23 protein-coding genes and 1 pseudogene are annotated in these 19914 nt (G+C 71.3%); 21 read left to right on the top strand and 3 right to left on the bottom strand.

Features of this window, described 5'->3' with window-relative positions:
• The first annotated feature begins 120 nt into the window (after positions 1-120).
• From OG332_RS24105 to OG332_RS24035, 15 genes are all read left to right on the top strand, one after another.
• Positions 121-816: a nuclease-related domain-containing protein gene (locus OG332_RS24105; protein WP_327415425.1), complete on the top strand. Its 696-nt coding sequence runs from the start codon at positions 121-123 to the stop codon at positions 814-816.
• 23 nt (positions 817-839) lie between these two features.
• A complete protein-coding gene (locus OG332_RS24100) occupies positions 840-1022 on the top strand; it encodes a hypothetical protein (protein WP_327415424.1) in 183 nt (60 codons plus the stop codon).
• A 151-nt stretch (positions 1023-1173) separates the two neighbouring features.
• A complete protein-coding gene (locus OG332_RS24095) occupies positions 1174-1743 on the top strand; it encodes a hypothetical protein (protein ID WP_327415423.1) in 570 nt (189 codons plus the stop codon).
• A gap of 159 nt (positions 1744-1902) precedes the next feature.
• The gene (locus OG332_RS24090; RefSeq protein ID WP_327415422.1) at positions 1903-2058 is read left to right on the top strand and encodes a hypothetical protein; all 156 of its coding nucleotides are present in this window, start codon (positions 1903-1905) and stop codon (positions 2056-2058) included.
• 159 nt (positions 2059-2217) lie between these two features.
• Positions 2218-3066, top strand: coding sequence for a ParB/Srx family N-terminal domain-containing protein (locus OG332_RS24085; RefSeq protein WP_327415421.1), 849 nt, complete (start codon positions 2218-2220; stop codon positions 3064-3066).
• Entirely contained in the window at positions 3063-3815 is a 753-nt protein-coding gene (locus OG332_RS24080) for a GP88 family protein (protein ID WP_327415420.1), read from the top strand. Before OG332_RS24085 ends, OG332_RS24080 begins: the two co-directional genes overlap by 4 nt.
• 162 nt (positions 3816-3977) lie before the next feature.
• Complete coding sequence (locus OG332_RS24075) at positions 3978-4667, top strand: hypothetical protein (protein WP_327415419.1); 690 nt, start codon at positions 3978-3980, stop codon at positions 4665-4667.
• On the top strand, positions 4664-5365 hold the full coding sequence (locus OG332_RS24070; RefSeq protein ID WP_327415418.1) for a ParB/Srx family N-terminal domain-containing protein: 702 nt from the start codon (positions 4664-4666) through the stop codon (positions 5363-5365). Before OG332_RS24075 ends, OG332_RS24070 begins: the two co-directional genes overlap by 4 nt.
• The gene (locus tag OG332_RS24065) at positions 5362-6303 is read left to right on the top strand and encodes a hypothetical protein (RefSeq protein ID WP_327415417.1); all 942 of its coding nucleotides are present in this window, start codon (positions 5362-5364) and stop codon (positions 6301-6303) included. The genes OG332_RS24070 and OG332_RS24065 overlap by 4 nt, the downstream gene beginning before the upstream one ends.
• Positions 6300-6743 carry a hypothetical protein gene (locus OG332_RS24060; RefSeq protein WP_327415416.1) on the top strand — a complete coding sequence of 148 codons (444 nt, stop codon included), beginning with the start codon at positions 6300-6302 and terminating at the stop codon, positions 6741-6743. The genes OG332_RS24065 and OG332_RS24060 overlap by 4 nt, the downstream gene beginning before the upstream one ends.
• Positions 6740-7168: a 6-pyruvoyl trahydropterin synthase family protein gene (locus tag OG332_RS24055; protein ID WP_327415415.1), complete on the top strand. Its 429-nt coding sequence runs from the start codon at positions 6740-6742 to the stop codon at positions 7166-7168. Before OG332_RS24060 ends, OG332_RS24055 begins: the two co-directional genes overlap by 4 nt.
• Positions 7165-7890: a 7-carboxy-7-deazaguanine synthase QueE gene (locus OG332_RS24050; protein WP_327415414.1), complete on the top strand. Its 726-nt coding sequence runs from the start codon at positions 7165-7167 to the stop codon at positions 7888-7890. The genes OG332_RS24055 and OG332_RS24050 overlap by 4 nt, the downstream gene beginning before the upstream one ends.
• A gap of 2 nt (positions 7891-7892) precedes the next feature.
• Positions 7893-8594 (top strand): GTP cyclohydrolase I, encoded by a 702-nt coding sequence (folE, locus tag OG332_RS24045; RefSeq protein WP_327415413.1) that lies wholly within the window; start codon positions 7893-7895, stop codon positions 8592-8594.
• Positions 8595-8641: 47 nt separating this feature from the next.
• A complete protein-coding gene (locus OG332_RS24040; protein WP_327415412.1) occupies positions 8642-9076 on the top strand; it encodes a hypothetical protein in 435 nt (144 codons plus the stop codon).
• Positions 9063-10736 (top strand): hypothetical protein, encoded by a 1674-nt coding sequence (locus tag OG332_RS24035; protein WP_327415411.1) that lies wholly within the window; start codon positions 9063-9065, stop codon positions 10734-10736. Before OG332_RS24040 ends, OG332_RS24035 begins: the two co-directional genes overlap by 14 nt.
• Here the strand turns inward: OG332_RS24035 and OG332_RS24030 are convergent.
• The gene (locus OG332_RS24030) at positions 10733-10891 is read right to left on the bottom strand and encodes a hypothetical protein (RefSeq protein ID WP_327415410.1); all 159 of its coding nucleotides are present in this window, start codon (positions 10889-10891) and stop codon (positions 10733-10735) included. The two genes, OG332_RS24035 and OG332_RS24030, sit on opposite strands and share 4 nt — an antisense overlap.
• 368 nt (positions 10892-11259) lie before the next feature.
• Between OG332_RS24030 and OG332_RS24025 the strand changes: the two genes are divergently transcribed.
• Both OG332_RS24025 and OG332_RS24020 read left to right on the top strand, forming a co-directional pair.
• Positions 11260-11598, top strand: a complete 339-nt coding sequence (locus tag OG332_RS24025; protein ID WP_327415409.1) for a DUF1360 domain-containing protein — start codon at positions 11260-11262, stop codon at positions 11596-11598.
• Complete coding sequence (locus tag OG332_RS24020; RefSeq protein WP_327415408.1) at positions 11598-13322, top strand: hypothetical protein; 1725 nt, start codon at positions 11598-11600, stop codon at positions 13320-13322. Before OG332_RS24025 ends, OG332_RS24020 begins: the two co-directional genes overlap by 1 nt.
• 480 nt (positions 13323-13802) lie before the next feature.
• On the opposite strand, the gene istB (OG332_RS24015) is transcribed toward OG332_RS24020, so the two are convergent.
• On the bottom strand, positions 13803-14618 hold the full coding sequence (gene istB, locus OG332_RS24015; protein WP_327411501.1) for an IS21-like element helper ATPase IstB: 816 nt from the start codon (positions 14616-14618) through the stop codon (positions 13803-13805).
• A pseudogene (istA, locus tag OG332_RS24010) lies at positions 14615-16245 on the bottom strand (IS21 family transposase). Before istA (OG332_RS24010) ends, istB (OG332_RS24015) begins: the two are co-directional and overlap by 4 nt.
• 338 nt (positions 16246-16583) lie before the next feature.
• Between istA (OG332_RS24010) and OG332_RS24005 the strand changes: the two are divergent.
• The 4 genes from OG332_RS24005 to istB (OG332_RS23990) all read left to right on the top strand — a co-directional run bounded on the left by OG332_RS24005 (position 16584) and on the right by istB (OG332_RS23990) (position 19627).
• The gene (locus tag OG332_RS24005; RefSeq protein WP_327415407.1) at positions 16584-16775 is read left to right on the top strand and encodes a hypothetical protein; all 192 of its coding nucleotides are present in this window, start codon (positions 16584-16586) and stop codon (positions 16773-16775) included.
• Positions 16768-16971 carry a hypothetical protein gene (locus tag OG332_RS24000; protein WP_327415406.1) on the top strand — a complete coding sequence of 68 codons (204 nt, stop codon included), beginning with the start codon at positions 16768-16770 and terminating at the stop codon, positions 16969-16971. Before OG332_RS24005 ends, OG332_RS24000 begins: the two co-directional genes overlap by 8 nt.
• A 212-nt stretch (positions 16972-17183) precedes the next feature.
• Positions 17184-18815, top strand: a complete 1632-nt coding sequence (gene istA, locus OG332_RS23995; RefSeq protein WP_327419057.1) for an IS21 family transposase — start codon at positions 17184-17186, stop codon at positions 18813-18815.
• Positions 18812-19627, top strand: coding sequence for an IS21-like element helper ATPase IstB (istB, locus tag OG332_RS23990; protein WP_327411501.1), 816 nt, complete (start codon positions 18812-18814; stop codon positions 19625-19627). The genes istA (OG332_RS23995) and istB (OG332_RS23990) overlap by 4 nt, the downstream gene beginning before the upstream one ends.
• The last annotated feature ends 287 nt before the right edge of the window (positions 19628-19914 follow it).

Raw genomic sequence — 19914 nt, 5'->3', positions numbered from 1 at the left:
CTGTCCGGGCACTGTCCGCCCTGTCCCACCTGCGACGACACCCCCGCGCGGACACCCCGTCCCCCTGGTGTCCGCCCCTGCCCGGACACCGTGTCCGGGCCCCCACGAAAGGACCCGATCGTGACCCTCCTGACCGTCCTCGCCCTGGTCGCCGCCTGGTGGATCTGGCACCGCTACGGCGCCCGCCCGAGGACCGGCGCCGGCGCCTCCGCGAGGGCCCGCGTCCGCGAGCTCCGGACCCCCCTCGTCCGTGTTGCCGACCTCCTGAACATCGAGACTCACGCGGGCCGTCAGGCCCGCAACTACGAGGCCGGAGCGGTCGGTGAGGAGCGCGCGGCCGCCCGCCTCGCCCCGCTCACCCTCCAGGGCTGGACGCTCCGCTACGACCTCGCCCTCCCGCCCGGGGAAGGCGACGCGAACGTGGACGGCCTCGCAATCTCCCCGAACGGCGCCGTGTTCCTCTTTGACCCGAAGATGATGAAGCGCCGCTTCCCCGTGACGGTCAGCAACGGCCGGCTGTGGCACGGCCGGTATGACGTCACCGACCGCGTCACGAGCACCCGGCACGAGGCCGCGGCCGTGTCCCGCGCGCTCGGCGTCCCCGTTACTGCTATCGCCGCGATCGAGGGCGCTCCCCTCCACGGCCCCGGCGGTCAGCCCGTCGCGGAGCTGACCGTCTGCGGCGTCCGCATCGTGCCGGCGGAAGTCCTCCCGGCCGTGCTGCGGGAAGCCGCGCGCATCCCCGGGCAGCGCCGTGCCGTCGACCTGGTGGCCGCCGCCGACCGCGTACTGCCCCCGTACACCCGCCGCCGCTAGTCCTCGACCCCCAGGAGACCGACATGCCGACGCAGACGATCCAGGCCGACGACCTCAAGACCGGTGACGTGATCACCAGCACCCCGGAGCCCGTCACCGTCCGGGAGATCAGCACCGGCCCGGCAGGCATGGTGATCACCAACCCGACGGCCCCGGACGAGCTGGTCGGGCGCGCGTGGGAGTGGGTGACCGTCGAGCGCCCCTGACCGCCCCTCGCCCGCACCGCGCCCCGCGCCCGGTGCGGGCTTCCCCGTGCCTGACCTGCCCGGACACCCCATCCATGCAACTTGACATTGCAACCTCATGTTGCAAGCATGTGGGTGTTGGAGCACGCACCACCAGGCAGGGAGCAGCGCCATGGACTACCGCGAGACCACGGTCACCGTGTACGGCACCCGCCGCACCGTGCGCACCGAGCGCACCGGCACCGTCCGCCAGATGGAGACCGCCCACACCCGCGCCGTCCGCGCCACCCTGGAGGAGCTGCACGCCACCGGCAAGGCCGGCGCCCTCGCCGCCGCGAAGCGCACCGCCCGCGCCGCCGACGCGAAGGCCCGCAACCACCACAGCGGCCCGGACCTCATCGCCGCCCAGGACGCCCATCGCGCCGTCAAGCGCATCGAGAAGCGCAAGTTCGAAGCCCCCACCTTCCCCAACTTCAAGGCCATGACCCGCCCCCACCCCCCGGTGAAGTTCGACCTGGAGCCGACCGACGCCCTGTTCGACGGCCTCCACGAGTTCATCGACCCCGACGCCCCCACCGAGGAGCCCCCGGCCGCCGAGGAGCCGCGCGCCCCGATGGGCGCCCAGAACTTCCTGGCCTCCCTGCTCGCCTCCGTCCAGCCCGCCCCCGTCGAGGAGCCGCCCGCCGACGAGGAGATGGACCTGGAGGCGTTCCTGAACGACTTCTTCGACCCCGCGAAGTAGCCCACCCCCGAGGGGCGGCCGACCGGCCGCCCCTTCCGTCTGTCCGGACGCCAGACCGAGTGATCACACTCCCCGGTGGACCTGGTGCCGTTCCGCCCCCGGACACCGGCACCGGGTGAGAGCCTTCCCGCGCCCACCCGCGACGAGGAGCCGCCCACCGTGCCGAAGATCAAGACCCGCCAGAAGATGGGATGCCTCGCGGCCGGGTTCCACTGGACCATGATCGTGTGCACGGTCGGCCTGTGGACCCCGATCTACCTCTCCGCCCGCCGTAAGCGCGTCACCGTCACGTACATGCCCGACGGCCCGCAGTAGCCCGACCCCCAGGGGCCCGCACGCACCCGCGTGCGGGCCCCTCGCCGTATGCCTGGACACCCACCCCCCTCACAGGCTGCCGATCCGGCCACGGCCCGCCTGCCCGCGCCTGCCCTATCCTTCTGCGCCGCTCATCCGCCGCGACCAGGGGATACGCCCATGACCCAGGCCACCTACGTCCGCACCGACACGATCCCGCTCGCCCAGCTCACCCCCTTCCCGGGCAACGCGAAACGGGGCGACGTCGGCGCGATCCTCACCAGCCTCACCAGGAACGGCCAGTACCGGGCCCTCGTGGTCCGGGAGACCGAGCCCGGCCGGTACGTCGTCCTCGCCGGGAACCACACCACCCAGGCCATCGCCGCCCACGGCCCCGGCGACTGCGGCATGACCGTCAAGGCCGGCGACGAGGAACGCCCCTGCGGGGTGTGCGGCAACCAGGAGTGGGAGCCGTCCGCCCGCTGCGAGGTCGTCCACTGCGACGACGACACCGCCACCCGCATCAACCTCGTGGACAACCGGGCCTCCGACCTGGGCACGTACGACGAACAGGCCCTCGCGGACCTCATCGGCGGCCTGGACGACCTCGGCGGAACCGGCTGGTCGGACGAGGACCTGGCCGACCTCGTCAACGCCATCGAGGAGGCCGCGGCCGAGGAGGAGCCGCCCGCCGAGGAGCAGCCGACCGCCACGGCGCCGGCCGCGACCCCCGGCGCCCCGGACACCACCGGCACCAGCACCACCACGGCCGCGGCCGGTGACTCCTCGCCCCCGCTGCCGCCCCCGCCCGGCCACGTGCTCATGACGCTGACCTACCTGCCCCCCGACCGCGACGAGGCCGCGCGCCTGGTGGCCGCCGCCCGGGAGCTGTTCCCGGCCGAGGGCGCCCCGGAGATCGTGCTCCGCGCGCTGCGTGCCCTGACCGCCCTGCTGGACTCCCGGCACTCCCATGACGGGGTGGTGACCGTCTCCGCGCTGCTCAAGGCCGCCGGGGTCGACCAGCCGTGAGCGCCAACGTCCTCGAGGCGCCGGCCCTGCGCCGACGCGTTCGCCGGCCGCCCCGGCTGCTCACCCAGAACACGGAGCTGCGGGAAGAGAACATCTGGAACTGGACGATCCCGGCCCTGGCCACGCGCTTGTGGGACGGACGGGTCGTCAAGACCTGTCCGGCCGCTGGGGTCTGCGCTCAGGCTTGTTACGCGAGGAACGGGACCTACAACTTCCCCGGGGTGGTCGAGCGCCACCAGCAGAACCTGGCCTACGTGCTGGACAACCCGGGCGGGTGGCAGCGGCAGATGGCCGCCGAGCTCGCGCACTCTCGCCACCGTGGCGGCTGGATCCGCATCCACGATGCCGGCGACTTCTTCAGCGACCGGTACCTGTCCATGTGGCTGCGCCTGATCGCGTTCCGGCCGGGGGTGAACTTCTACGCCTACACCAAGGAGGTGTCCAGGTTCCGGCGCCTGGTCGAGCCCGCCCCGCCCAGGAACTTCCGCTACGTCTTTTCGTACGGCGGGAACGAGGACCACCTGATCCGGCCGACCGACCGGGTCGCGGACGTCTTCCCGGACGAGGCGGCCATCCTGTCCGCCGGGTACCACTCCCAGGACGCGAGCGACCTCCTGGCCGTCCTCGGCCCCGCGCCGGTCGGCATCCCCGCGAACAACATCCCGCAGTTCCGGCGCCGCATGGCCGGGCGCACCTTCCGCGAGTGGCAGGCCGAGCGGGACGCCAAACGCGCGGCACGCCCCCGCTGAGCCCCGCCACGGGGAACCCGCCACCGCACCGGCGGGCCCGTTCCGCTTCACCCCCGACGCCCCGTCAACTCCCCTTCTGATCACTGCCGGAGGCTGTCCACCGGGCGCCCGCTGAGCCTCCGCTTATCCTCTTGCGCTGCCAACACGCGAGAGGGGACGGCATTGACCCAGGCCACCTACGTGCGGACCGCGCTCCTGCCGCTGTCCGACCTCACCCCGTTCCCCGGCAACGCCAAGCGCGGGGACGTCCGCGCGATCCTGGAGAGCCTGCGCCGGAACGGGCAGTACCGCTCCCTCGTCGTCCGGGAGCTGCCCGGCTCCCCCCTCGTCGTCCTCGCCGGGAACCACACCGCCCAGGCCCTGGACGCCCACGGCGCCGGCGACTGCGGGCACAAGCCGTGCGGGGTGTGCGGAAACGATCCGGCCTGGACCCTGGCCGCGCGCTGCGAGGTCGTCGTCTGCGACGAGGACACCGCCCGCCGCATCAACCTGGTGGACAACCGGGCCGCGGACCTCGGGTCCTACGACCCGGACGACCTCGCCGAGTTGCTGTCCTTCCTGGAGGAGGACTACGGCGGCACCGGCTACCAGGACGCCGACGTCGAGCGGCTGCTGGCCCCGCCCCCCTCCATGGAGGAGCTGGCCGACACCTACCGCGACCCGGAGGACGAGGGCATGTGGCCCGTCCTGCGGTTCACCGTGCCGCCGGAGGACCGGGATCGGTTCTACGACCTCACCGCCTCGTGCTCGAACCCGGGCGATGACGCCACCCGCTTCCGGTACCTCCTCGACCGGGTCACGCCCGCGTCCTCGAGTCCCCCCGACCACCAGCAAGGGAGCCCCCGCCCATGACCGACCAGGCCACCTACGTCCGCACGGCCGCCATCCCCCTGGACCAGCTCACCCCGTTCCCCGGCAACGCCAAGAGGGGCAACGTGGAGACCATCGTGGAGAGCCTGCGCCGGAACGGGCAGTACCGCTCCCTCGTGGTCCGGGAGATCGAGAACGGGCCGCTCATCGTCCTCGCGGGCAACCACACCATGCAGGCATTCGCCGCCCACGGCCCCGGCGACTGCGGCGTCAAGGTCAAGACCGGGCGCGGCAAGCGGCCGTGCGGCATCTGCGGCAACTCCCCGGACTGGGAGACCGCCCCCCGCTGCGAGGTCGTCACCTGCGACGAGGACACCGCCCGCCGCATCAACATCGTGGACAACCGCGCCGCCGACCTCGGCACGTACGACTACGAGGCGTTGTCCGAACTCCTCGCCGGCCTGGACGACCTGGAGGGCACCGGCTACACCCCCCGGGACGTCGAGGACATCACCGCGCTGCTCACCGCCCCGCCGGACGAGGTGGTCCAGCTCGCGGACCACCACGGCGAGCCCAACGAAGACGTGTTCCGCCCGAAGATCAACATGGCCGTGGACGCGGAGATGTTCGACCGGTGGCGCCTGGCCCTGGACGCCCACCCCGGCAAGGACGACGAGGTCAAGCTCGGCCACCTGCTGGACGAGATCGAGGCCGGCCGCGCGAAGGCGGCCACGGCATGAGCCCGGCCCCGGTCCACCTCGGCCTGGACCAGGACTTCAAGGCCCTGTGCTCCTTCGCGTTCTGGCGCCCGAAGGACATGCGCGACTTCACCAACAAGCTGGCCACCCCGGTCAACATGATCTTCGGGGACTCCGGCGCCCACTCCGCGCGCACCATGGGCATCCACCTGACCCTGGAGGACTACGCCGCCTGGTGCCAGAAGTGGGACCGTCAACTCACCCTGTACGCCAACCTGGACGTCATCGGCGGCCCGGAGGCCACGTGGCGCAACCAGAAGGAACTGGAGCTCGTCCACGGCCTGGAGCCGATCCCCGTCTTCCACACCGGCGACCCCTGGCACTGGCTGGAGCGGTACATCGACGAGGGATACACGTACATCGCCCTCGGCAAGCTCCTCGGCAACCCCGTCAAGGAGGTGCTGCCCTGGATCGCGAAAGCCTTCCGCATCGCTGACGGCCGCGCGGTCTTCCACGGGTTCGGGCTCACCGTCTGGCGCGCCCTGCGGGAGTTCCCGTTCTACTCCGTGGACTCCTCGACGTGGGGCTCCGGCTTCCGCTTCGGCGTGATCAAGCTGTTCGACGCGGCCACCGGCACGTGGACGAACCTGATGATGCGCGACCGGGAGGGCCTGCTCAAGCACCGGGACCTGGTGCGCGCGCACCACATCAACCCCATGTCCCTCGCCACCCGGGCCACCTACAACCGCACCGACGCCACCGTGCTCGCCGCCGTCGCATGGCGCCGCGCGGAGGAGTACATCCGGGCCCGTCACGGCCCGATCGAGATCCCGCCCGGCGCCCACAACCCCGTCACCCGGGGAGGGCCACGGCCGGCGCCCCCCGGCCTCCACCTGTACCTCGCGGAGGCCACCACCACCAACCTCTACCGGGCCGCGGCCGGCATCCAGGCCGCCCGACAGGAAGCGAGCAACCCGTGACCGAGCCATCCCCCGAGACCGTCCCCGTCCCCGCCGCCCCGCCGGGCCTGGTGCGCACCGTGGACGTCGGCCCGTTCGGCATCTACTTCACCAACGTCAACCGGGCCATGGGCTTGCGCGCCCACTCCCACACCGGCGCCGTCACCGTCGTCTACGACACCGTCGGCCGCCACGGCTACCCCTCCTTCGCGGAGACGAACGCCGCGCTGGAGACCCGCATCCACGAACTGACCCGCAAGGTCTTCAAGGACGCCACCAACGAGGACATCGCCGACCGCCTGTTCGCCCACCTGGACGGCTACGTGGCCCCCGCCTGGGAGCCCTGGGGCGGCGAGTACCGCCTCCGCGCCGTCCACCTGGACGTCATCGGCGTCCACGACGACATCGGCCACGACAACTCCACCACCCGCTACACCGTCGCCCGAGGGGGCCAGGCATGAGCCACGGCGTGATCGTCCGGCACAACTTCGAGACCGGGCACCGGCTCCCGCACCTGCCCGGGAAGTGCCAGTCCCTCCACGGCCACTCCTGGTGGGCCGAGGTCACCGTCGAGGCCCCGGCCCTGGACAGCGGCCTCGTCGTGGAGTTCGGGCCCTTCAAGCGGCAGCTCCGCCGCTGGATCGACGAGCACCTGGACCACGGCCTCATGCTCGGCCCGGCCGACCCGCTGCTGCCCGTCCTCGCCCCGTACGGCATGAAGATCCACCAGGTCCCCGGGTGGCCCACCGTCGAGAACGTGGCCGCCCTCATCGCCCGAGTCGCCGGCGACGCCCTGTTCGACCTCGTCCATGCCCCCGGCGCCCAGGTCACCCAGGTCAAGATCAGCGAGACGCACGTCAACGCCGCCACCTGGACCGCCCAGTGAGCACCGTGACGCTGGACCTCGCCCACACCCTCGTCGTCCGGGAGGTGTTCGGGCCCACCGTCCAGGGAGAGGGCCCGTCGACCGGCCGCCGCTGCGCGTTCATCCGCCTCGGCGGCTGCAACCTGACGTGCACCTGGTGCGACACCCCGGAGACCTGGGACGCCCGCCGCTTCGACCTCCGGGCCACCCTCACGCGCACGACCGTCGAGGACATCGTCACCCGGGCCCTGGACGGACTGCCGGACCTCATCGTCATCACGGGCGGGGAACCCCTCCTCCACCAGCAACAGGACGGATGGCGCTCCCTGCTGGGCACCCTGCGCGCCGCCGGGGTGGAGACCGAGGTCGAGACCAACGGCACCCAGGAGCCGGACGCCCTCACCGCCCAGTGGATCACCCGCTTCAACGTGTCGCCCAAGCTCGCCCATGCCGGCGACCCGGAGGCCAAGCGGATCCGCCCGGAGGCCCTGGCCGCGCTCCACGCCACCGGGAAGGCCGCGTTCAAGTTCGTGTGCCAGAACCCCGCCGACGTCGCCGAGGTCGTCACCTTCGCCGACACCCACGCCCTGGACCCCTCCCGGGTGTGGGTCATGCCCGAAGGCACCGACAGCCCCGCCCTGTGCAACCGCCTCGCGCAGATCGCCGACCCGGCCATCGCCGCCGGATTCAACCTGACCACCCGCCTCCACGTGCACGCGTGGGGGGACGAGAAGGGCCGATGATCATGACCAGCACCGACACCACCCCGGCCGCGGCCACCCTCCCCGGGGACCAGGACGACGCGCCCGCCGATGTCCTCGCCCCGGAGCCGGCCGAGGACACCACCGCGCGCGGCTACACCGTCCGCCCCGGCGACCACGCCCTGGCCGCCCAGGCACACGCCCAGGGCCTCCGGGCCTGGATGGTCGCTACCGGCCTGGACCCCGACAGCCCCGCCCTGCGCGACACCCCGGCCCGCGTGCTGCGCGCCCTCGCGGAGATGACCGCCGGGTACCGCGAGGACCCGGCCGTCCACCTCGCCCGCACCTTCCCCGTGGACCACGACGGCGGCCCCATCATCGTCACCGGCGTCCCCTTCGCGAGCCTCTGCGAGCACCACATGCTGGTCTTCACCGGCCACGCGGACATCGCGTACCAGCCTCGCCCCGGGGAGCCGGTCGCCGGCCTGTCCAAGCTCCCGCGCGTCCTGGACGTCTACGCCCGGCGCCTCCAGACACAGGAGCAGCTGACCCAGCAGGTCACGGCCGCCCTGGACCAGCACCTCAAGCCCGTCGGCTCCGCGTGCATCATCCGGTCCGAACACGGCTGCCTGACCCACCGGGGGGCGAGGAAGCCCGGGTCCGTGATGGTGACCAGCAGCTACACCGGCGCCTGGAGGGAGAGCGCGGAGGCACGCGCCGAGCTCCACCGCCTCATGGGCCGTTGACCGGCCGACGTGCGAACCAATAGCGACGTGCGAACGGAGGCCCCCGGATGAGCGCGAGCAAGGCGAAGAGGGCCGAGGTCGCGGAGCGCCGCAAGAACGCGATCCAGATGGTCCTGGCCGGACTGGACTACGAGACGATCGCGGAGCGCCTGGGCTACGCGTCCAGGGGCGCGGCGCACACCGACGTGACCCGGGCCCTGACCGCCAACCTCGCGGACCTCAAGAAGGAGGCCGGGACGCTGCGGGAGGTCCAGGCACGCCGCTACCAGCGGCTCCTGGCCGCCGTGTGGCCCAAGGCGTTGAAGGGCGACCTCAAGGCCGTGGAGACGGCCGCCCGGCTCACGGACCGCGTGGTCAAGCTGTACGGCCTCGCCGAGCCGGACCGCCTGGACCTGGACGTCACCGGGCAGGTCACCGCCGAGGACCTGATGGAGATCATCCGCAACGCCCCGGCGGGGGACGATCTCGATGCTGACGCGTGACGCGGAGGCGGCATACAGGCAGCTCTCCCGCGCGGACCGGCTCCGGCTCGCGCGGGGGGCGCCGGCTGAGCTGCGCCCCCACCTCGCCGCCCTGGAGCGCCGCGTCCAGGCACAGGAGCGGTACATGTACCGGCCGGACGCCTGGGCCCGGGAGGTCATCGACTGGCAGGGCCAGGAGGGCATCACCGCGTACCAGGGCGACATCATGGGCGCGCTCGCCCGGTACCGGCGCGTCGCTGCGCGCGGTCCTCACGGCCTGGGCAAGACCGGCATGGCGTCCATGGTGGTGCTGTGGTTCGCGACGACGAGGGACGCGGCCGGGGTGGACTGGAAGGTCCTCACCACCGCGTCCGCGTGGCGTCACCTGTCCGTCTACCTGTGGCCGGAGATCCACAAGTGGGCCCGCCGTATCCGCTGGGACGTCCTCGGGCGGGCGCCGTTCTCCGACCTGTCCGAGCTGCTGACCCAGAACCTCAAGCTGGAGCACGGCGCGGCCTCGCCGGTCGCCTCGAACAAGGCGGAGCTGATCGAGGGCGCGCACGCGGACTCCCTGCTGTACCTGATTGACGAGGCCAAGATCGTCCCGGACGCCACGTGGGACGCGATCGAGGGCGCGTTCTCCGGCGGACGCATGGAGGGCTTCCCCGAGGCGTTCGCCCTGGCCATCTCCACCCCCGGCCCCACGACGGGCCGGTTCTACGACATCCACCGCCGCGCCCCCGGCCTGGAGGACTGGTACACCCGGCACGTCACGCTGGAGGAGGCGATCGCCGCCGGCCGTATCAGCGAGGACTGGGCCCGGCAGCGCGCCCGCCAGTGGGGCCAGGACTCCGCCCTGTACGCGAACCGTGTGCTGGGGGAGTTCCGGGCGGCCGACGAGGACAGCGTCATCCCCCTCGCGTGGGTGGAGGCTGCCGTCGAGCGCTGGCAGGCATGGGACGCGGCCGGGCGCCCGCCCGTGGACGGCCGGCGCATCCTCAGCGTGGACGTCGCCCGCTCCGGTGGGGACTCCACCGTGTTCGCCCGCCGCACCGGCCTCCATATCGCGGAGCTGGTCGCGTACGACCGGCAGGACACCATGCAGACCACCGCCCGCGTCCAGGCCGCCCTGACCGGCCAGGGCCAGGACGCGGAAGGCGAGGAGGAGGCCGCGGCCGGGATGGTGCCGGTGGTCGACTCCATCGGCGTCGGCGGCGGCGTGGTGGACCGCCTCCGGGAACTCGGCTTGCCCGTCCTCGCCTACACCGGGGCCGCGAAGACGCGCCAAAGGACCCGTGATGGGGAGTGGGGGTTCACGAACGTGCGCAGCGCGGCGTACTGGCGGGTGAGGGAACTCCTCGACCCCGCGTTCGGCGCGGAGCTGATGCTGCCGCCGGACGACCTGCTGCTCTCCGACCTCACCACCCCCACATGGGACGTCACCACCGGAGTGCCGCCGAAGATCAAGGTGGAGCCGAAGGAGGACGTCGTCGCGCGCCTGGGCCGCTCCCCGGACCGGGGCGACACGGTCGTGATGGCCATGTGGGCCGAGAACCTCGCGTACTCCTCGATCCAGTCGCCCGCGCAGCGCACTGGCCGGACGACCTCGGCGTCCCGGTACGGGCGCAGCCTCGGCGGCGGGCAAGGCGCCGGCCGCCCCGGTGCCCCTGGTCGCCGCTAGGACTCCTCGTCCAGCAGCGCGGCCGGTATGAACACCACCCCGACCACCTCGAACCCGGGGCCGGGGCCGTAGATCACGGCCTCCCGGCCCTCGTCGGTCTCCAGCTCCACCGTGGACAGGTGCTCGCCGCTGTCCAGGTCCGGAAGATCAGACATACCGTCACGGTACGAGCGCCGGCCCCTGCGGGGACAGGGCTTTGGTCGGCGCACCGTGGCGCAAGGGGCGTGTTCGCGGGGGCTCCTGGACGTGGCAGGGCCCCCGGGGGGAGTCATCCCCGAGGGCCCGCGCACCCGGCCGCACCTCCGGGCCCGGGGAGCGCCGCGCCTACAGGTTGCGTGACCCTGCGCCGTCCGGACGCTGCATCGGCATAGCCGCGGCCTCCCCAGGAGCGGCACCCTACCGCCCGCCCATGATCTGAATTGCCGTGCTGACCAGCGTGTTTGAGCCCAGGGGCGCCCGTCGGCGCGTGCTCTATCATGCTCCGCCGACCATCCGGAGGCCCGTGTTCCGCCAGGGGGCGACCATGATCACTCTTACCGAACTCGCCCTACTCGGCTTCGCCGGGTACCGCGCGACACAGCTCGCCGTCCACGACACCATCCTCGACCCCGTCCGCGACCGCATCCACGCCTGGCACGAGCAGCGCCCCGACTCCTCGGTCCGCTCGGCCGTGGTGTCGCTGATCTCCTGCGTCTACTGCATGGGCTGGTGGATCTCCGGCGCGCTCCTGGCCGCCTACCTGCTGCTCACCGACCAGTTCGCCGGCCTGCCGCTGCTGCTCCACGGCGTCGAGTGGTTCGCGGTCGCCGGGGCCGCCGTGTTCCTCAACCGCGTGGACGACACCCTGGGCCGGGTGGGCTGATGGCCAAGCAGCACCGCGTCATCACGGCTGCCGCCGCCCGCTACACCCAGCGCACCGCGAAGACCAGCGCGCAGAACCCCTCACGGGCCCGCCAGGAGCAGGCGTGGTCCTTCTACCGCACCCCCGAGGTCCGGTCCTTCGCGAACTGGATCGGCAACGCGATGAGCGGCCTGCGCCTGTACGCGGGCCGCATCGGGCCGGGCGACAGCATCATCAAGGCCCCGGACAACCACCCGGCTGCGGGCATCGTCGCTGAGATCGCCGGGGGCCGGGACGGACAATCCCAGCTCCTTCGGGAGTACGGCCGGCACCTCGCCGTCGCGGGCGAGGGCTGGACCGTCATCCGGCCCCGTGAGAACGCCTTGCCCTCCTGGCATGTCGTGTCCGTCCTGGAGATGACCGGCAAGGGCAAGGGCATGGAGGCCCAGATCGACGGCCAGCCCGTCGCCATCCCCCCGGCCGAGGACGACGCCGCCCCGGACACCGCGAACTCCCTGGACCCCGTGGCGATCCGGGTATGGGATCCCAGCCCGGAAAAGCACCTGGAGGCCGACAGCCCCGTCCTGGGCAGCCTCAACGAGCTGGAGGAGCTGCGCCTCCTCGGCGCCGCCGTCCGCGCGGTCACCCTGTCCCGCCTCACCGGCCGCGGCATCCTCATCGTGCCGAAAGGCACGAGGTTCCCCAGCACGCCCGTCCAGGGGTCGGAAGAGGACGACCTGATCGACGTGTTCATGGAGGTCGCGGAGACCGCGATCCGTGACCCGTCCAGCGCCGCCGCCACGGTGCCGATCATCCTGGAGGTGCCGGCGGAGATGGTCGGCGCGATCCAGCGCCTCACCTTCGAGAGCGACTTCGACGAGTTGGCGATCAAGCTCCGCGAGGAGAACATCCGCCGCTTCGCCACGGCCGCCGACATCCCGGCGGAGTTCCTGCTCGGCCTGGGCGACGTCAACCACTGGGGCGTCTGGGGCCTCACCGAAGAAGCGATTCGCCTGGGCATCGAGCCCCGGGCCAAGGTCGTGACCCACGCCTACACCGAGGGCTGGCTACGCCCCCTGCTGGAGAACAAGGTCACCGACCCCGACGAGTGGTCCATCTTCGCGGACTCCTCGCCCCTGCGCGTACGCACCAACCGGTCTGAGACCGCGCTGCGCCTGTTCGACCTCGGCGCGATCAGCGCGAAGGCCCTGCGCCGGGAGACCGGGTTCGAGGAGTCCGACGCCCCCGACGCCACCGAACGCCGCGACCGCGACCAGGACCAGGACCAGGGAGGCGAGGACACGCCCAGCACCGACGACCTGCCCGTGGACGAGACGACCGACGAGCCGGACACCCTCCCGGCCGCTGCCACCCTCGCCCCCGTGCCGGACGGCATCGTGGCCGCCGCCGACGCCCTGATCTGGGCCGCGCTGTCGGCGGCAGGCCGGAAGATGAAGAACTCCCCGGCCTGCCCGCGCTCCAACCGGGCCCGCGTCCAGGGCATCGACCTGGACCGCATCCACACCCAGGTCCCCGTCACGAGCGAACAGGTCGACCAGTGGCGCCTGCTGGACGGGGCATGGTCCCGCGTCCCGGAGATCGCCACCCGCTACGGCCTGGACCCCGCCTGCCTGACCGCGAGCCTGGACGACTACTGCCGGGAGCTGATCGCGGCCGGCGTCGTCCACACCTTCGACGTGGTCCCGGCAGCGATCGGCCGGTGCACGCTCCAGGCAGCCGTATGAGCCCGCGTAAACCGGCAGGCGCCCCGTACACGGCCATGACCCTGGTCGTGTCCACCGGCACCCCCGCAGAGGAGTGGTGCACGGCGTGCAAGGCATACACCTGTTTGTAAGGACTTCTTTGGGGACCAGTGTTCGGAGTTCTTTTGGCCCCAGCGGTGGGTCGTAGGGGGCGTGCGGGAGGGTGCTTCACGCCCCTGCGGCAAGTTGTTTTGGCCCCACTTCGATCGGGTGGTTTCGCTAGCCGGGGGTGGGGTGGTGGGCGGTAGTTTTGGGGTCTCGGACAGGCTTCGAAATCGCGCCCCCGACAGGTGCGGGAGTCTGCCGACCCGACTCGGCTCAGGTCGTGGGCATCCCAGTGCTCGCGGCGTCTGGATGAGATCGGGCAATGGACCGGCCGGCACTGGGACCTCGCGGCCGGGCCCAATATGGCTGCGGCCGGCACCCCGAAGGGGTGCCGGCCGCAGTGTTGTGACGGTCAGGTCAGCGACGTCGCTTCTTCTGAGTCTGGGCGAACCGGTAGGAGTCCGTGCCGGTCTCGACGATGTGGGCGTTGAAGGTGACGCGGTCGACGATCGCGGTGCAGAGCCGGGGGTCGGTGAAGGTCTGCTTCCACTCCGAGAACGGGGCGTTGGAGGCGACGGCGATCGCGCCCCGTTCCTCACGCTCGGTGAAGATCTGGAACAACAGCTTCGCTCCGGCCTTGTCCAGGTCGAGGTAGCCGAACTCGTCCAGGCAGAGGAGATCGACGCGTCCGTAGCGGGCGATCGTGCGGGCGAGTTTCTTCTCGTCCGCTGCCTCGGCCAGCTCGTTGACCAGGTTCACCGTGGTCGTGTAGCGGACGCGCAGACCGGCTTCCGCGATGGCGGTGCCGATCCCGATCAGCAGGTGGGACTTGCCGGTGCCGCTGTCGCCGATCAGGCAGAGCGGCTGGCCGGCCTTGACCCAGGCGGGATCGGCGAGGGTGCCCAGCAACTCGGGGGTGACGTTCGGGTTCTCCGCGAAGTCGAAGTCCTCGAGCCGCTTGGGCCGGGGGAAGTTCGCGTCCCTGACCAGCCGCTGCTTGCGGCGTTCTTCCCGCTCCGCGCATTCAGCTTCCAACAGGTCCGCCAGGAAGTCTTTGTAACTGGCCCGCTCGCGGGCCGCGGCGGCGGTGATCTCCTCGACTCGGCTGCGGATGGTGGGCAGGTGCAGAGCCCGGCAGGCCTCGTCGATGACCGTTTCGACCGCCCCTTCGGCTGCGGCGTCTCTGCGGGCCGGGGGAACGAGCCCGTTCGTGGAAACGGTGGGAGTACTCATGCGGTGCCTTTCGGATGGCGGCGGGACAAGAGCTGGTCGTAGGGGGCCACCGAGGGCAGGGGACGCTTGTCCTCGGGAAGCTGTGCCCGGCGGGCGGTCAGGGAGACGACTCCGCTGGGCTCGGCCCAGGGCGGCGGATCATCGCTGTCGTCGGTCGAGTCCTCGTGCGGGGAGGCATCGGCGACGGCCCTGCGGGCCTCGACGGCCACCACCTCGGCGTTGATGGAGCCCGCTCTGATCGCGGCCGCCAGGCCCAGCTGGATGGCGGGGGCGGGCATCCGCCGGTGCAGCAGCAGGACCTCGATCAGAGCACGGGTCCCGGCGGCGTCCCCGTGGCTGGTGCGGGCCGCCGCCCAGAACGCTTCGTGGACCTCGGTGAACGTGCCGTTCTCCCGGGCGGCTGCCAGCGCGGTCGACCCGGCCATCGCGCCGGGCTTGACCATCAGGATCTCCAGGTAGTGGTCGAGCTCGTCGCGGAACTCGCCCCGCCGGGTCAGACGCGGGTGACGGGCGACGATCTTGCGGCGTTCGAAGACCAGCAGTTCGTTGCCCCGCAGCAGGACCCGCACGTTCTGGCCGATGAAGCGGGCCGGCACCGAGTAGTGGCACTGGCGGACGCTGATCCGGCTGGAACGGTCCACTTTCGGAGTCAGCGTGATGCCGCACTCGAACTCCCCCAGGGGAGCGGGGCCAGCGAGTCGGCCTCGCTCACGAAGTTGAAGCCGATCGTCGTCAGCCTGCCCTGGAGCATCCGGTCGTCCTCCGCCGCGTCGATCGCGGCGATCTTCTCGTTCAGCTCCTCGAGCGAGGCGACTTCCGGAACGGGGACCAAGTGGGTGCGGCGGAACCGCCCTCCCTCCTGTTCCACGCCGCCCTTCTCGTGGGCGCCGTCCTGGCCCGGGATGCAATAGAAGGCATCGAAGCCGTAGTGCGCCCGGAAGGTGACCCATCGCTCGGACTCCACCCGGCTGCGGCCCGTGCAGATGCGGTTCACGGCCGGTTTCAGGTTGTCGTAACGGATGTGCCGGACCGGGACGCCGCCCAGCGTGTTGAACGCCTCGACGTGGCCCTGCATGAACGACTCCTGGGCCTGCGAGGCGAACACGCGGTGGACGGCCTTGCCCGAGTACGACAGCCGCAGCGTGAACAGGTGGCACTTGGTCACGGTGCCCGCGAGCCGCACCCACACGTCCGCGAAGTCCACCTCGGCTTCCTCGCCGGGGAGATGGACCTGCGGGACCATCCCCGCCAGATGCCGGTGCCCTTCCCGGGCCTCGGTCTCGATCTCCGGCCGGCGGACCGCGACGTAGTCACTGACTGTCGAATACGACACCTCGTCGAAGCCGTGTTCCTGCGCGAGACGCTGGTGGATCCGCCGGGCCGTGTGCTTCTGCTTCCGCGGCGCGGTCAGATCCTCCCGCAGCATCTCGTCGATCCAGCCCTTGGCCGGGTCCAAGACCGATCTGCGGACCACGGGTTCCTTGCGCGGAGGCGGGACGGCCGACTCCAGCGCCTGCCGCACGGTCCTTCGGTGCACCCCGTACTTCTCCGCCAGAGCACGTTGCGACAGACCCGCATCGAGACGCCTGTCCCGACGGATCGCAGCGAACAGTTCAACGCGCGACAAACCCACCCCGGCCTCCCGACACGACCGTGACCACAACACGGCCTCCGACAGACCGTGATCGACGGACACACCCTGACGGCGGACAGCGGATGGAGCACCGCATTCACTCCAAAGAGGGCACGGCGCCACCAAGCACCGGCGAGTGGAGCCAGATCAACTTCTTACGTCAGTGGGGCCACTTCACCCTCCCGCGCTGGAGCCCAAAGAAGCCCTTACAAACACATACACCCGCCTCGCCGGCCCCCTGCTGCTCCTCGCCCCCGGCGGGGTGTCCACCATCGGCACCTGGTCCTGGTGCGAGATCTGCGAGGACCCGGCCGACCGGCCCGGGAGCGCCCGTGTTTGACCCCTCCGAGTTCATCCGCGAGTTCATGCTCCAGATCCAGCGGGACGCCGCCCAGGCCCTCGCCGCCGCCCCGGCCGACCAGGACGCCGGGGTGCTCGTCACCCCCGTCCTCGTCGTGGGAGACCGGCAGGTCGAGCTGGACCCGATCGGTTTCTACCGCCCTGCGGAGGTGCCCGGTGGCTGACTGCATCCACCACATCGACCTGTGCCCGGACTGCGAGGGACTGCGCACCGTGCGCCTGGACCGGGTGCCCGGCATCACGAGCGTGACGCTCAACGGCCCGCCCTCGCCCTTCACGACGCGAGGGCCGGCGACCGTCTACCTCGGCCCCGTCCCCGGCCCCTGCCCCAACCTGCCCCCGGAGGCTCCCTGTTTGTAAGGGCTTCTTTGGGCTCCAGCGCGGGAGGGTGAAGTGGCCCCACTGACGTAAGAAGTTGATCTGGCTCCACTCGCCGGTGCTTGGTGGCGCCGTGCCCTCTTTGGAGTGAATGCGGTGCTCCATCCGCTGTCCGCCGTCAGGGTGTGTCCGTCGATCACGGTCTGTCGGAGGCCGTGTTGTGGTCACGGTCGTGTCGGGAGGCCGGGGTGGGTTTGTCGCGCGTTGAACTGTTCGCTGCGATCCGTCGGGACAGGCGTCTCGATGCGGGTCTGTCGCAACGTGCTCTGGCGGAGAAGTACGGGGTGCACCGAAGGACCGTGCGGCAGGCGCTGGAGTCGGCCGTCCCGCCTCCGCGCAAGGAACCCGTGGTCCGCAGATCGGTCTTGGACCCGGCCAAGGGCTGGATCGACGAGATGCTGCGGGAGGATCTGACCGCGCCGCGGAAGCAGAAGCACACGGCCCGGCGGATCCACCAGCGTCTCGCGCAGGAACACGGCTTCGACGAGGTGTCGTATTCGACAGTCAGTGACTACGTCGCGGTCCGCCGGCCGGAGATCGAGACCGAGGCCCGGGAAGGGCACCGGCATCTGGCGGGGATGGTCCCGCAGGTCCATCTCCCCGGCGAGGAAGCCGAGGTGGACTTCGCGGACGTGTGGGTGCGGCTCGCGGGCACCGTGACCAAGTGCCACCTGTTCACGCTGCGGCTGTCGTACTCGGGCAAGGCCGTCCACCGCGTGTTCGCCTCGCAGGCCCAGGAGTCGTTCATGCAGGGCCACGTCGAGGCGTTCAACACGCTGGGCGGCGTCCCGGTCCGGCACATCCGTTACGACAACCTGAAACCGGCCGTGAACCGCATCTGCACGGGCCGCAGCCGGGTGGAGTCCGAGCGATGGGTCACCTTCCGGGCGCACTACGGCTTCGATGCCTTCTATTGCATCCCGGGCCAGGACGGCGCCCACGAGAAGGGCGGCGTGGAACAGGAGGGAGGGCGGTTCCGCCGCACCCACTTGGTCCCCGTTCCGGAAGTCGCCTCGCTCGAGGAGCTGAACGAGAAGATCGCCGCGATCGACGCGGCGGAGGACGACCGGATGCTCCAGGGCAGGCTGACGACGATCGGCTTCAACTTCGTGAGCGAGGCCGACTCGCTGGCCCCGCTCCCCTGGGGGGAGTTCGAGTGCGGCATCACGCTGACTCCGAAAGTGGACCGTTCCAGCCGGATCAGCGTCCGCCAGTGCCACTACTCGGTGCCGGCCCGCTTCATCGGCCAGAACGTGCGGGTCCTGCTGCGGGGCAACGAACTGCTGGTCTTCGAACGCCGCAAGATCGTCGCCCGTCACCCGCGTCTGACCCGGCGGGGCGAGTTCCGCGACGAGCTCGACCACTACCTGGAGATCCTGATGGTCAAGCCCGGCGCGATGGCCGGGTCGACCGCGCTGGCAGCCGCCCGGGAGAACGGCACGTTCACCGAGGTCCACGAAGCGTTCTGGGCGGCGGCCCGCACCAGCCACGGGGACGCCGCCGGGACCCGTGCTCTGATCGAGGTCCTGCTGCTGCACCGGCGGATGCCCGCCCCCGCCATCCAGCTGGGCCTGGCGGCCGCGATCAGAGCGGGCTCCATCAACGCCGAGGTGGTGGCCGTCGAGGCCCGCAGGGCCGTCGCCGATGCCTCCCCGCACGAGGACTCGACCGACGACAGCGATGATCCGCCGCCCTGGGCCGAGCCCAGCGGAGTCGTCTCCCTGACCGCCCGCCGGGCACAGCTTCCCGAGGACAAGCGTCCCCTGCCCTCGGTGGCCCCCTACGACCAGCTCTTGTCCCGCCGCCATCCGAAAGGCACCGCATGAGTACTCCCACCGTTTCCACGAACGGGCTCGTTCCCCCGGCCCGCAGAGACGCCGCAGCCGAAGGGGCGGTCGAAACGGTCATCGACGAGGCCTGCCGGGCTCTGCACCTGCCCACCATCCGCAGCCGAGTCGAGGAGATCACCGCCGCCGCGGCCCGCGAGCGGGCCAGTTACAAAGACTTCCTGGCGGACCTGTTGGAAGCTGAATGCGCGGAGCGGGAAGAACGCCGCAAGCAGCGGCTGGTCAGGGACGCGAACTTCCCCCGGCCCAAGCGGCTCGAGGACTTCGACTTCGCGGAGAACCCGAACGTCACCCCCGAGTTGCTGGGCACCCTCGCCGATCCCGCCTGGGTCAAGGCCGGCCAGCCGCTCTGCCTGATCGGCGACAGCGGCACCGGCAAGTCCCACCTGCTGATCGGGATCGGCACCGCCATCGCGGAAGCCGGTCTGCGCGTCCGCTACACGACCACGGTGAACCTGGTCAACGAGCTGGCCGAGGCAGCGGACGAGAAGAAACTCGCCCGCACGATCGCCCGCTACGGACGCGTCGATCTCCTCTGCCTGGACGAGTTCGGCTACCTCGACCTGGACAAGGCCGGAGCGAAGCTGTTGTTCCAGATCTTCACCGAGCGTGAGGAACGGGGCGCGATCGCCGTCGCCTCCAACGCCCCGTTCTCGGAGTGGAAGCAGACCTTCACCGACCCCCGGCTCTGCACCGCGATCGTCGACCGCGTCACCTTCAACGCCCACATCGTCGAGACCGGCACGGACTCCTACCGGTTCGCCCAGACTCAGAAGAAGCGACGTCGCTGACCTGACCGTCACAACACTGCGGCCGGCACCCCTTCGGGGTGCCGGCCGCAGCCATATTGGGCCCGGCCGCGAGGTCCCAGTGCCGGCCGGTCCATTGCCCGATCTCATCCAGACGCCGCGAGCACTGGGATGCCCACGACCTGAGCCGAGTCGGGTCGGCAGACTCCCGCACCTGTCGGGGGCGCGATTTCGAAGCCTGTCCGAGACCCCAAAACTACCGCCCACCACCCCACCCCCGGCTAGCGAAACCACCCGATCGAAGTGGGGCCAAAACAACTTGCCGCAGG

Source organism: Streptomyces sp. NBC_01233 (genome assembly GCF_035989305.1).
Classification (GTDB): Bacteria; Actinomycetota; Actinomycetes; order Streptomycetales; family Streptomycetaceae; genus Streptomyces.
This window is presented reverse-complemented; position numbering and strand designations above follow the sequence as displayed.